Annotated in this window: 16 protein-coding genes; 11 read left to right on the forward strand and 5 right to left on the reverse strand. The window is 55.4% G+C overall.

Going from position 1 to position 12,409, the window contains the following annotated elements:
- Positions 1–22 precede the first annotated feature (22 nt).
- Genes N7922_RS07935 through hisP form a run of 3 tightly spaced genes read left to right on the forward strand, consistent with a single transcriptional unit; the run spans position 23 to position 2,203 of the window.
- Positions 23–709, forward strand: coding sequence for a histidine ABC transporter permease HisQ (locus N7922_RS07935; RefSeq protein WP_263100005.1), 687 nt, complete (start codon positions 23–25; stop codon positions 707–709).
- Positions 706–1,422 (forward strand): ABC transporter permease, encoded by a 717-nt coding sequence (locus tag N7922_RS07940; protein WP_263100006.1) that lies wholly within the window; start codon positions 706–708, stop codon positions 1,420–1,422. Before N7922_RS07935 ends, N7922_RS07940 begins: the two co-directional genes overlap by 4 nt.
- A gap of 7 nt (positions 1,423–1,429) precedes the next feature.
- Complete coding sequence (gene hisP / locus N7922_RS07945) at positions 1,430–2,203, forward strand: histidine ABC transporter ATP-binding protein HisP (protein WP_263100007.1); 774 nt, start codon at positions 1,430–1,432, stop codon at positions 2,201–2,203.
- Positions 2,204–2,288: 85 nt separating this feature from the next.
- Here hisP and N7922_RS07950 read toward each other — a convergent pair whose 3' ends face one another.
- The 4 genes from N7922_RS07950 to yfcG all read right to left on the reverse strand — a co-directional run bounded on the left by N7922_RS07950 (position 2,289) and on the right by yfcG (position 5,129).
- Positions 2,289–2,864, reverse strand: a complete 576-nt coding sequence (locus N7922_RS07950) for a hypothetical protein (RefSeq protein ID WP_263100008.1) — start codon at positions 2,862–2,864, stop codon at positions 2,289–2,291.
- Between the two features lie 46 nt (positions 2,865–2,910).
- The gene (locus N7922_RS07955; RefSeq protein ID WP_263100009.1) at positions 2,911–3,420 is read right to left on the reverse strand and encodes a GNAT family N-acetyltransferase; all 510 of its coding nucleotides are present in this window, start codon (positions 3,418–3,420) and stop codon (positions 2,911–2,913) included.
- 68 nt (positions 3,421–3,488) lie between these two features.
- On the reverse strand, positions 3,489–4,385 hold the full coding sequence (locus N7922_RS07960; protein WP_263100010.1) for a TIGR01777 family oxidoreductase: 897 nt from the start codon (positions 4,383–4,385) through the stop codon (positions 3,489–3,491).
- Positions 4,386–4,499: 114 nt separating this feature from the next.
- The gene (yfcG, locus tag N7922_RS07965) at positions 4,500–5,129 is read right to left on the reverse strand and encodes a GSH-dependent disulfide bond oxidoreductase (RefSeq protein ID WP_263100011.1); all 630 of its coding nucleotides are present in this window, start codon (positions 5,127–5,129) and stop codon (positions 4,500–4,502) included.
- Between the two features lie 135 nt (positions 5,130–5,264).
- Between yfcG and yfcF the strand changes: the two genes are divergently transcribed.
- Genes yfcF through yfcD form a run of 3 tightly spaced genes read left to right on the forward strand, consistent with a single transcriptional unit; the run spans position 5,265 to position 7,115 of the window.
- Positions 5,265–5,909, forward strand: coding sequence for a glutathione transferase (gene yfcF, locus N7922_RS07970; protein ID WP_263100012.1), 645 nt, complete (start codon positions 5,265–5,267; stop codon positions 5,907–5,909).
- Between the two features lie 54 nt (positions 5,910–5,963).
- Positions 5,964–6,515 carry a phosphodiesterase gene (gene yfcE, locus N7922_RS07975; protein ID WP_263100013.1) on the forward strand — a complete coding sequence of 184 codons (552 nt, stop codon included), beginning with the start codon at positions 5,964–5,966 and terminating at the stop codon, positions 6,513–6,515.
- 54 nt (positions 6,516–6,569) lie between these two features.
- Positions 6,570–7,115, forward strand: a complete 546-nt coding sequence (gene yfcD / locus N7922_RS07980) for an NUDIX hydrolase YfcD (protein ID WP_263100014.1) — start codon at positions 6,570–6,572, stop codon at positions 7,113–7,115.
- On the opposite strand, the gene N7922_RS07985 is transcribed toward yfcD, so the two are convergent.
- Positions 7,116–8,135: a LacI family DNA-binding transcriptional regulator gene (locus N7922_RS07985; protein WP_061493908.1), complete on the reverse strand. Its 1,020-nt coding sequence runs from the start codon at positions 8,133–8,135 to the stop codon at positions 7,116–7,118.
- Positions 8,136–8,371: 236 nt separating this feature from the next.
- On the opposite strand from N7922_RS07985, the gene N7922_RS07990 reads away from it, so the two are divergent.
- The 5 genes from N7922_RS07990 (at position 8,372) to N7922_RS08010 (ending at position 12,384) form a co-directional block, all read left to right on the forward strand.
- A complete protein-coding gene (locus N7922_RS07990; RefSeq protein ID WP_263100015.1) occupies positions 8,372–8,815 on the forward strand; it encodes a PTS sugar transporter subunit IIA in 444 nt (147 codons plus the stop codon).
- Between the two features lie 80 nt (positions 8,816–8,895).
- On the forward strand, positions 8,896–9,168 hold the full coding sequence (locus tag N7922_RS07995; protein WP_263100016.1) for a PTS sugar transporter subunit IIB: 273 nt from the start codon (positions 8,896–8,898) through the stop codon (positions 9,166–9,168).
- Positions 9,169–9,216: 48 nt separating this feature from the next.
- Entirely contained in the window at positions 9,217–10,608 is a 1,392-nt protein-coding gene (locus N7922_RS08000) for a PTS ascorbate transporter subunit IIC (RefSeq protein ID WP_263100017.1), read from the forward strand.
- Positions 10,605–11,438: a transketolase gene (locus N7922_RS08005; protein ID WP_263100018.1), complete on the forward strand. Its 834-nt coding sequence runs from the start codon at positions 10,605–10,607 to the stop codon at positions 11,436–11,438. Before N7922_RS08000 ends, N7922_RS08005 begins: the two co-directional genes overlap by 4 nt.
- Positions 11,431–12,384: a transketolase family protein gene (locus N7922_RS08010; RefSeq protein ID WP_263100019.1), complete on the forward strand. Its 954-nt coding sequence runs from the start codon at positions 11,431–11,433 to the stop codon at positions 12,382–12,384. Before N7922_RS08005 ends, N7922_RS08010 begins: the two co-directional genes overlap by 8 nt.
- Positions 12,385–12,409: the final 25 nt, after the last annotated feature.

The raw sequence follows: 12,409 nt of genomic DNA on the forward strand, positions 1-12,409 counted from the left end.
CACACACGACAGGACTGGCTGCATGCTGTACGGGTTTTCACAAGTGATATTACACGGTGCGCTGGTCACACTGGAACTGGCACTCAGTTCCGTGGTGCTGGCGGTACTGATTGGCCTGGCCGGGGCGGGAGCGAAGCTTTCGAAAAACCGGGCGCTGGCATTAATCTTTGAAGGCTACACGACGCTTATCCGCGGCGTGCCGGATCTGGTGCTGATGCTGTTGATCTTTTATGGTCTGCAAATCGCCCTTAACGGCATCACCGATGCCATGGGGCTGGAGCAACTGGATATCGACCCGATGGTGGCAGGGATTATCACCCTCGGTTTTATCTACGGCGCTTACTTCACCGAAACTTTTCGCGGTGCCTATATGGCGGTGCCGAAAGGGCACATTGAAGCGGCTACCGCCTTTGGTTTTACCGGGAAGCAAACCTTCCTGCGTATTTTGTTTCCGGCGATGATGCGTTATGCGTTGCCGGGCATTGGCAACAACTGGCAGGTGATCCTTAAAGCTACGGCGCTGGTTTCCCTGCTGGGACTGGAAGATGTGGTGAAAGCCACCCAGCTCGCCGGGAAAAGCACCTGGGAGCCGTTCTATTTCGCCATTGTCTGCGGGGTGATTTACCTCGTTTTTACAACGGTTTCCAATGGTGTGCTGCTTCTTCTCGAACGTCGCTACTCCGTGGGTGTGAAGAGGGCTGACCTGTGATCGAGATTATTCAGCAGTACTGGCAATCCCTGTTGTGGAGCGATGGCTACCGCCTGACCGGCGTGGCGATCACCCTGTGGTTGCTGATTTCATCGGTGGCGATGGGCGGCGTAATGGCGGTGTTTCTCGCTATCGGGCGCGTCTCCAGCAATAAATTCATCCGTTTCCCTATCTGGTTATTTACCTACGTTTTTCGCGGGACGCCGCTCTATGTCCAGTTGTTGGTGTTCTATTCCGGGATGTACACGCTGGAAGTGGTGAAAAGCACCGAACTGCTGAACGCGTTTTTCCGTAGCGGTCTCAACTGTACGGTACTGGCGCTGACGCTGAACACCTGCGCCTATACCACCGAGATTTTCGCCGGGGCGATCCGTTCGGTGCCGCACGGTGAAATTGAAGCGGCGCGGGCCTATGGTTTCTCGTCGTTCAAAATGTACCGCAGCATTATTCTGCCGTCGGCGCTGCGTATTGCGCTGCCCGCCTACAGTAATGAGGTGATTTTGATGCTGCACTCCACGGCGCTGGCGTTTACTGCCACCGTGCCGGATCTGCTGAAAATCGCCCGGGATATTAACTCCGCCACTTACCAGCCGTTCACGGCCTTTGGCATTGCGGCGGTGCTGTATCTGATTATCTCTTATGTGCTGATTAGCTTATTCCGCAAAGCGGAAAAGCGCTGGTTGCAGCATATGAAACCTTCTTCGACGCACTGAGAACACGATGTCTGAGAATAAATTAAACGTTATCGATTTACACAAGCGCTACGGTGAGCATGAAGTGCTGAAAGGCGTGTCATTGCAGGCCAATGCGGGTGATGTGATCAGCATCATTGGCTCTTCCGGCTCCGGCAAGAGTACATTTTTACGCTGCATTAACTTCCTCGAAAAACCGAGCGAAGGATCGATCGTCGTCAACGGGCAGAATATCAACCTGGTGCGTGACAAAGACGGCCAGCTGAAAGTGGCCGATAAGCACCAGTTGCGCCTGTTGCGTACCCGCCTGACCATGGTATTCCAGCACTTTAACTTGTGGAGCCATATGACGGTGCTGGAGAACGTGATGGAAGCGCCGATCCAGGTGCTGGGCTTAAGCAAGCAGGAAGCCCGCGAACGTGCGGTGAAATACCTGGCGAAGGTTGGCATCGACGAGATGCAGCAGCAAAAATACCCGGTGCATCTCTCCGGCGGCCAGCAGCAGCGTGTATCCATTGCCCGCGCACTGGCGATGGAGCCGGAAGTTCTGCTGTTTGACGAACCGACTTCAGCGCTGGATCCGGAGCTGGTGGGCGAAGTGTTGCGCATTATGCAACAGCTGGCGGAAGAGGGGAAAACGATGGTGGTGGTGACCCACGAAATGGGGTTTGCACGCCATGTTTCCACCCACGTTATCTTCCTGCATCAGGGCAAAATCGAAGAGGAAGGTGCGCCGGATGAGGTGTTTACCAACCCGAAAAGCCCGCGTTTGCAGCAGTTCCTCAAAGGCTCATTGAAATAACATGTAAGACCGCCGCCGGCGGTCTTTTTTTTTACGCGCCGTCACCGCTGCGCCTTCCTCGACCAGCAACGCGCCGGATGAGGTGTTATCTGGCCCGTGATGGTGGTGTGACAGGCCACCATCCCTGTGGGATGCCGGAAGCAGAAATAAAGCGATAGTGGGTAAATACTGCCCCCCTGGCGGTGACGCGCTTTTCCAGTTGTACGGTGCGCGCGCCGGGTGGCACGATATCATCACGGGTGCAGAGTTCTACCGGGCGTTGTAACCATGCATCATAAAAACGCAGACCGGCTTCGCAGTGTTGACTGCGCGTCACCGGCGGGCCGGGATGCCCGATACTGAACGTCACTTCGCTTTGCACCCGCTCGCTGGCGGTGGCACGCACCCAGGCTTCCGGCGCATGCCACAGGGTTAATGCGATAAACAGGAATACCCCTGAGAACGTCAGCAACAGCGATTTGAACCGCCACCCTTTTTGCGCGAGACGCCAGGCAACGAGCAGGCCAGCCAGCACGGCGATCGCCATCATGACGCCGGTGTCTGGCGCATTGGCTTGCAGGTAGGCTTTATGGCTGAGTCGACTGGCGAAAATCAGCCAGAACAACCACAGCAGGGCGAGCCCTCCAGCCAGGAACAGTCGCGTTTTTGTCGAGGTAAACAATGTCATTTCCAGTGATGAAAGGGGAGGGTAAAACGTTGCCGGGTAGTTAACACGCCTGCGCGCCTTTTTCCCGCCGGTACACCCAGTCGTCGTAATATTCGCCCTTCAGCAGATAGGCTTTTTCCAGCACCTGTACACGCTGAAAACCGCTCTTTTCCAGTACCCGCACGGACCCCTGATTCTCTGCCAGCACCCAGGCATTCAGCGCCTGTACATCCCGCTTATCGAAGGCAAACTCGCACAGTGCTTGCAGCGCTTCTGACGCCACACCGCGGCCCTGCGCAGCGGGTGAGATGGAATAACCGACATCCGCTTCCTGCGGATTATGCACGCTGGGGCGCAGGCCGATATCGCCGACGGCGGTATGCTGCGCATCACGGATCACAAAGGCGTTGTCATCCAGCAGGCGATTATCAAATAACGTGCGGACCTGCCCTTCGGAGGCGACTTCGGCCATATAGCGCATAATGCGGTCATCCCGGCGTAAACGCAGAAAGAACAGCCAGTCGGATTCCTGAAACGGGGTAAGCGTAAAGCGGGGGGTCTGCAACGTCATTAAATCGCCCTTCCGGTGACAAAGCGCTTAAGCTTAGCACCGGAAGAGCACAAGGGATGCCACGAAAATTAGGGGGTCACCACATCCCCCAGCGCTTCTTCCAGATCGTACCAGCGGAAGGCAAAGCCGGCGGCTTCGAGGCGTTTGGGTAGAGCGCGCTGCCCGCCAAGTACCAGCACGGAGGACTCACCCATCATCAGGCGCACCGCAAACGCGGGGGCGCGCATGATCGCCGGGCGTTGCAATACGTGACCGAGCGTATGAGCAAACTGTTCGTTGCGCACCGGGTAGGGGGAAACCATATTGAACGGTCCGCGCAGATCGTTATCCAGCAACCAGAGAATGCCGTTCAACATATCGTCAATGTGGATCCACGCCATATATTGACGACCATTGCCGATAGGACCGCCCAGACCGAGGCGAAACAGCGGTAACAGTTTCCCAAGGATGCCGCCTTTTGGTGCTAATACTACCCCAGTTCGCAGCAGGCACACGCGGGTGCGGTCGCTCTGTGCGCTACTGGCGATGTGCTCCCAGCGCGCGCACAACTTATGGGTGAATTCGTTATGCGGCGGTTCTTCTTCAGTGACCACCACTTCACCGAGATCGCCATAGTAGCCAGCAGCTGAACCGGAAATCAGTACCTGCGGCGGGTTATCGCTGGCGTGAATCAGGTCGACCAGTTGCTGGGTGATCTCCCAGCGGCTGTTGCATAGCCGCTGTTTCTGCTGTTCATTCCAGCGCTTGTCGGCAATGGGTTCACCTGCCAGATTGATCACCGCGTCGATGTCATTAAGGTGTGTCTGTTCGCTCAACCCCTTCCACAAACTGACGCGTGCATCCAGCAGCTGTTGTGCTTTGGCGGGATTGCGGGTGACCACCGCGACGCTGTGCCCCAACTCGAGCAGGCGAGGGATCAAATGACGACCAATCAGGCCCGTACCGCCGGTAATCAGTATCTTCATGTTCCCCTCCCGGGTGTGTCCTTCGTCCTGTTCAGCATAAGTGACTCGATAATATTCGCATGCGATGCTGAGCACATCCTGAATGATTTTTTTCATTCATGAGAACAGGTTACTTCACACCGACTGCGCTTTCTGCATCGCCCGCTCGGTGGCCGGACGCGTGCGGATCCGCTCAAACCAGTTGAACACTGCCGGGAAATTCTCCAGATCGATGCGCTGGCGTTGATGCGATCTGACCCACGGCCATGCGGCGACATCGGCAATGCTGTAATCATCGCCCGCCAGCCACGGGACGCGTTCCAGTCGCTTATTCAACACCTGGTACAACCGCTGAGTTTCCACCTGGTAGCGCTCAATGGCATAGGGCACAGGCTGCGGCGCAAAGTGATTAAAGTGGTGGTTCTGCCCGAGCATGGGGCCAAACCCGCCAACCTGCCAGAACAGCCACTGTATCGCAAGGGTGCGTTCGCGCAGATGGCGACTGAGCAGTTGCCCTGTTTTTTCCGCCAGATAGAGCAAAATGGCGCCGGACTCGAACACGCTCACGGGCGAGCCGCCATCAGCAGGGTGATGATCGACAATCGCCGGGATTTTGTTGTTCGGGGAGATAATCAGAAAGTCGGGGCGAAACTGTTCGCCTTTGCTGATATCCACGCGGATCAGTCGGTATTCAACGCCCGCCTCTTCAAGAAACAGTGTGATTTTATGACCGTTCGGCGTGGGAGCAAAATAGAGGTCTATCATCAAGACTCCTGTTATGGGAATGTGCATCACCTCCTGAGTATAGGTGTTACCTCTGGTGGGCGAGTTTTCATTAAGTGACAGCTCACACAGGACGTTATATTTTGATGGAAAATTTCACCGTTAAACGAGGACGTTATGAGCGAACCGGCAATGACCCTGTGGTCTGATGCAAATTTCTTCTCCCCGTATGTGATGTCAGCCTGGGTTGCACTGCATGAAAAAGGGTTGCCCTTCACCGTCAAAGCCATTGATATCAATACTGGCGTACAACATACGCCGGACTGGCCGGGTTACCCGTTGACTCAGCGGGTGCCATTACTGGAGATAGAGGGATTTACGCTCAGCGAATCCTCCGCGATTGCGGAATATCTGGAAGAGCGTTTCGCGCCGCCCGAATGGGAGCGTATTTACCCTCACGATCTGCAAAACCGCGCCCGCGCGCGACAAATCCAGGCCTGGATCCGCAGCGATCTGCTGCCGATACGTGAAGAGCGACCGACCACCATTATGTTCGCCGGGGAGAAAAAGGGGCCGCTAAGCGCAGCCGGGCAGCGGAGTGCGGCAAAACTGTATGCCATCGCCGGGGAGCTGCTGGCGCACGGTAAACCGAATCTGTTTGGTGAATGGTGTATTGCCGATGCTGACTTGTCGGCGATGCTCAACCGACTGGTGATGAACGGTGATGATGTTCCCCCGTTACTGGCGGAATATGCTGCGTTTCAGTGGCAGCGCTCGTCCATCCAGCGCTATGTTGCACTTTCCGCTAAGCGAGCGGGCTGATATACGACGCCGCTTCCGCTATCATAAAGCGGTTTTTTTCAGAGAGGTGCAGTGATGAAGCTGATGTTTGCATCGGATATTCACGGGTCGTTACCCGCGACGGAACGCATACTGGCGTTGTTTGCTCAAAGTGAGGCCCGCTGGCTGGTTATCCTCGGTGATGTGCTCAATCACGGCCCGCGCAATGCATTGCCGGAAGGCTACGCCCCTGCACAGGTAGCGGAGCGGCTCAACGAGCAGGCCAGCCGTATTATCGCCGTGCGCGGCAACTGCGACAGTGAAGTGGATCAGATGCTGTTGCACTTCCCGATAACGGCCCCCTGGCAGCAACTGCTGTTGCCGGAGCGGCGCGTATTTCTGACCCACGGTCATCTGTTTGGCCCGGACGATGTACTGCCGCTGGAGGCGGGTGATGTGCTGGCGTACGGTCACACGCACATTCCGGTGGCGGAAAAACGCGGTGCAATCGTCCATTTCAACCCCGGTTCGGTGAGTATCCCGAAGGGGGGATTTGCCCCCAGCTACGGCATGCTGGATGAGAATGTGCTAAGCGTTATCGCACTTAATGATCAGCGGGTTATTGCACAGGTGTCGATTAATCCGTAAGTTACCTTTCAACCGAAACGCGCCAACAGAGCGCCACAAAGAGAAGATTTCCCGATGGTGGAACAGAGTCATTTTGCAGGCATGGAGTGGGTGGATATTGTCAACGAAGACAATGAGGTGATTGCGCAGGCCAGTCGGCAGCAAATGCGTGCACAGTGTCTGCGTCACCGCGCAACCTACATTGTGGTGCATGATGGGATGGGCAAAGTTCTGGTGCAGCGCCGTACCGAAATCAAAGATTTTATGCCCGGTATGCTGGATGCCACCGCCGGAGGCGTGGTGCAGGCGGGGGAAAACCTGCTGGACTCCGCGCGCCGTGAAGCGGAAGAAGAGTTAGGCATTGCCGGTGTGCCGTTTGCCGAACACGGTCAGTTCTATTTTGAAGATCAACATTGCCGGGTGTGGGGCGGGCTGTTCAGTTGCGTTTCCCACGGGCCGTTTGCCCTGCAGGAAGAAGAGGTGAGTGAAGTCTGGTGGATGACACCAGAAGAGATCACCGCCCGCTGCGATGAGTTCACCGATGACTCACTAAAAGCCCTGGCGCTGTGGATGAGCCGCAATGCCAGCAACGACGTGGAAAACGTGCAGGAAGCGGAGTAGCTAGCAGCTATCCCGCAGGCAAAACGTCGGTGCGATGGGCGTTTTGTTCTCCCACTTTTCGTCATTCAGGCGCGCCAGCAGTGCGCGCCCGGCTTCGATACCAATTTTGCGATGCGGCACCGAGATGGTGGTCAGCGGTGGTTGACATACCCGGCTGACGTCGCTGTCGCCAAAACCGACAATCGCTAAATCATCCGGCACCTTAATCCGCCTGCGCTGACATTCGTATAACGCGCCGCAGGCCAGTTCATCCGACACACAGACCAGCGCATCCAGCTCCGGCCAGGCCAGTAAAAATTCCGGTAATTGCGCGGCACCGGTAGAAAATACCGGCGCGGCGGCGGCGTTAATGACCCGGTTCGGCGACATATGGTGGCGCAGCATTGCTTTGTACCAGCCCTGTAAATGCTGCTGGAAGATCCACTGCTCCTGATTGGCGCACAGCAGGCCGATATTCTGGTAGCCGCGCTGGATCAGCATCTGTGTGAGCTCATACATGGCCGCCACGTTATCAATGCCGATATTCATATCAATCGGATCGGCGCGCACTGCGCCAATTTCCATCACCGGAATCGAGGCGTTTTTCAGCCAGTGGCGCACCATATCGCTGTGCTCGACGCTAAGCAGGATCGCCGCAGCAAGGTTTGAGGCCAGCAGCGTTTCCAGCAGTTTCTCTTCCTGCTCCAGTCGATGCTGCGACTCCGCCAGCATGATTTGGTAGCCTGCGGGCTGCAATACCTGCTGTAGCCCGGCGAACATTTCCGAGCAGCCGGATTCCGCGAGGCTTGGCACCACCATGGCGATGGTCCAGGACGACGCCGACGCCAGCGCACTGGCCGCCAGATTGGGCATATAACCCAGCTCCTGCACGGCGGCTTCTATCTTCTCGCGAAGCTTATCTGATACCTGTTCGGGGGTGCGTATTGCCCGCGAGACGGTCATGGTACCGACGCCGGCAAGTTGCGCGACATCGGCGAGGGTCACTTTTCCGGTACTCCGCCGTTTTCGGGTAATTGACATGCTATTTCCTGCTGATCCCAACCTATTCAGGCACTTTTTTATCGTTCGTCTGTAACGCAGTATACGCCGGAAATCCTGAGTTTTGCTGAGAAATAGCCAGCGTTTTCAGATCTGATAGCGCTATCACATTTTTCGCAACTGCGCCTTGGTAGCGCTATCTTTGCGACTATCATCACAGCTAAGGGGCGATGACTTGCATAAAGTTTGCTCATCTTTTCTCTGAGAAGGAGCGTGACGTGTTAAACCAATGGCTGAACGATAAGACGGTTCAACTGCTCGACAGTGTGGAAAACTGGCCGCAGGCGCTGGAGATCTGCGCCAGACCGTTGCTGACTGCGGGCATTATCACGCCAGACTACGTGACCGCCATTGTGGCGCAGCATCATAAACTCGGGCCGTACTATGTGCTGGCGCCAGGGCTGGCGATGCCCCATGCGCGGCCGGAAGAGGGGGCGAAAGGGTTAGGTTTATCGTTATTAAAACTGCGTCAGGGGGTGGCGTTTGGCGCAGAGGATTTTGATCCGGTGGATACCATTATCATGCTGGCGGCACCGGATAAACACAGCCATATCGAAATGATCGCCGCGCTGGCGGAGTTATTTTCCAGCGATGACGATATGGAGCAATTACATCGCGCAACCTGTCTTGAGGAGATTAAAAATATAATTCAACGCTACTGATTTTTTTCTTACCAGGATTTTACTCATTACCCGGCAACGGGTGATGCGGTCGTACTCTACCCAAAAAACAGGTAACCACAATGAAAATAATGGCAATTTGCGGATCCGGACTTGGCAGTAGTTTCATGGTCGAAATGAACATTAAAAAAGTCCTTAAAAAGCTGAATATTGAGGCCGAAGTTGAACATTCCGATTTGTCGTCCGCCACACCCGGCGCTGCCGATGTGTTCGTGATGGCGAAAGATATCGCCGCCAGCGCCAGCGTACCGGAAAATCAACTTATCGTTATCAATAACATCATTGATATCAACGAACTGGAAGCGAAAGTGAGTGCTTTCTTCGCCAACCGTTAACATCAACTGTACACAGTGCGGATGCGGTGTGTATTAAGCGAGGTGGATATGTTTATCCTTGAAACGCTGAATTTTGTTGTTGATATATTAAAAGTACCCTCGGTACTGGTCGGGTTAATTGCTCTGATTGGTCTGATGGCGCAGAAAAAATCCTTCTCTGACGTTGTTAAAGGTACGGTAAAAACCATTCTGGGCTTTATTGTACTGGGCGGTGGTGCAACGGTATTAGTCGGTTCCCTTAATCCACTGGGTGGCATGTTTGAACATGCGTTTAATATTCAGGGCATTATTCCTAATAACGAGGCTATCGTCTCTATTGCGCTGGAGAAATACGGTGCTTCAACTGCATTAATTATGGCGTTTGGTATGGTGGCGAATATTGTCGTCGCCCGCTTTACACGCCTGAAATACATTTTCCTCACCGGGCACCATACCTTTTACATGGCCTGTATGATTGGCGTCATCCTGACCGTGGCCGGGTTCGAGGGTATCGGTCTGGTGTTTACCGGTTCGCTGATCCTTGGGCTGGTGATGGCCTTTTTCCCGGCCATTGCCCAGCGCTATATGAAGCGCATCACCGGCAATGACGATATCGCTTTTGGTCACTTTGGCACATTGGGCTATGTGCTCTCTGGCTGGATCGGCAGTAAATGCGGCAAAGGCTCGCGCTCAACCGAAGAGATGAACCTGCCGAAAAACCTCAGCTTCCTGCGTGATAGCTCCATCTCAATCTCGCTGACGATGATCATTATCTACATGATCCTCGCAGTTTGTGCGGGCCGCGAGTATGTCGAAAGCCAACTGAGCGCCGGGCAGAACTTCCTGGTCTACGCCATTATTCAGGCCATCACTTTTGCCGCAGGTGTATTCATTATCCTGCAAGGTGTGCGCTTGATCCTTGCTGAAATTGTCCCGGCATTTACTGGCTTTTCCGAAAAACTGGTGCCGAATGCCCGTCCGGCGCTGGACTGCCCGGTTGTTTACCCGTATGCGCCAAACGCCGTGTTGGTGGGTTTCCTGTTCAGTTTCCTTGGCGGGCTGGTTGGGTTGTTCCTGCTCGGGCAGATGAAGCTGGTGCTGATCCTGCCTGGCGTGGTGCCGCACTTCTTTACAGGGGCGACCGCAGGCGTGTTTGGTAACGCTACCGGAGGCCGCCGCGGGGCGATGCTCGGCGCGTTCGCCAACGGTTTATTGATCACCTTCCTGCCGGTACTGTTGCTACCCGTTCTTGGCGCACTGGGCTTTGCCAATACCACCTTCTCTGATGCGGACTTCGGTTTCGTTGGCATTGTGCTGGGCAACCTGGCGCGTTATCTGTCGCCAATGGCGATTACCGGCGTTGTGGTGGCACTGTTTGTCGCGCTGGTCATCTGGAACGTCATGTCGAAGGGCAAAGCGCGCGGCAATGGCGCAGAAGAAAACTCCGGAGCGAAATCATGAGTACGTTTAACGAAGTGAAGCAGTTTGCACGGGATATCCGCGTGGCAACCCTGAAATCGCTGACGCATTTAGGTTTTGGTCACTACGGCGGCAGTATGTCAGTGGTGGAGACGCTGGCGGTGCTGTATGGCGAGGTGATGCGTATTGACCCAGCCGATCCGGACTGGCCGCAGCGCGACTACTTTGTGTTGTCGAAAGGGCATGCCGGCCCGGCGCTGTACAGCACGCTGGCGCTGAAGGGCTACTTTCCGCAGGAAGAGTTGCTGACGCTGAATATCAACGGGACGCGTTTGCCAAGCCATCCGGATCGCCTGAAGACGCGCGGCGTGGACGCCACGACCGGTTCGCTGGGGCAGGGGATTTCCATCGCAGGGGGTATGGCGCTGGGGCATAAACTGGCGGGCAGGCCGAACCGGGTGTTTTGTATTGTTGGCGACGGGGAACTGAACGAGGGGCAGTGCTGGGAGGCGTTTCAGTTTATTGCCCATCACAAGCTCAATAACCTGACGGTCTTTGTCGACTGGAACAAGCAGCAACTGGATGGTGAGCTGGATGAGATCATCTGTGCCTTCGATCTGGAAGGGAAATTCCGTGCCTTTGGTTTTGATGTCTGCACCGTCAGAGGCGATGACATTGCCGGGTTGCTGGAGGTGGTGAAACCGGTGCTGCCAGCCGATGCCCGTCCGCGCCTGGTCATTCTGGACAGTATTAAAGGGCAGGGCGTGCCGTTCCTCGAAAACCTTAGCAACTCACACCATTTGCGTCTGACCGATGAGATGAAACAGGCGCTGAATGAAACCATTGAACAACTGGAGGCCGCGCATGATTAAGGTTGCCCCTGTAGGCGGAAAAGACAGCATTGAAATGCGTAAGGTCTATGCCGGCTTTATCAGCGCACAGATTGAGGCAGGCAGCGATGTGATTGCGCTGGAAGCGGATTTGATGAGCTCGATGGCAATGGATGGCGTGCACAAAAAATACCCACAGCAGGTGATTAACTGCGGGATCATGGAAGCGAACGTGATTGGTACGGCGGCAGGACTGGCGCTGACCGGGCGTAAACCGTTTGTGCATACCTTTACCGCGTTCGCCAGTCGTCGCTGTTTTGATCAGCTCTTTATGTCCCTTGATTACCAGCGTAATAACGTGAAAGTGATTGCTTCTGATGCCGGGGTCACCGCCTGCCATAACGGCGGTACGCACATGTCATTTGAAGATATGGGGATTGTGCGCGGACTGGCGCATTCGGTGGTACTGGAAGTGACCGATGCGGTGATGTTTGAGGACATTCTCCGCCAGCTTGCGGATCTTGACGGTTTTTACTGGGTGCGTACCATCCGCAAACAGGCGTCGACGGTGTACCAGCCCGGTTCGCAGTTTACCATCGGTAAAGGGAACGTACTGCGTGAAGGTCAGGACATTACGCTGATTGCCAACGGCATTATGGTGGCGGAAGCGCTGGCAGCGGCGCAGCAACTTGAACAGCAAGGTGTGAGCGCGGCGGTGATCGACATGTTTACCCTGAAACCCATCGATCGCATGTTAGTGAAGAATTACGCTGAGAAAACCGGGCGCATCGTCACCTGTGAAAACCACAGCATCCATAACGGGCTGGGATCGGCGGTGGCGGAAGTGCTGGTGGAAACCTGCCCGGTGCCGATGCGACGTGTCGGCGTGAAGGAGCGCTACGGCCAGGTGGGAACGCAGGATTTCCTGCAAAAAGAGTATGGCTTAACGGCGCACGACATTGTGTCGGCCGCGCGGGAGCTGTTGTAAATAAAAAAGGCGACCCGCGGGTCGC

The organism is Kosakonia sp. ML.JS2a (genome assembly GCF_025642095.1).
Lineage (GTDB): Bacteria > Pseudomonadota > Gammaproteobacteria > Enterobacterales > Enterobacteriaceae.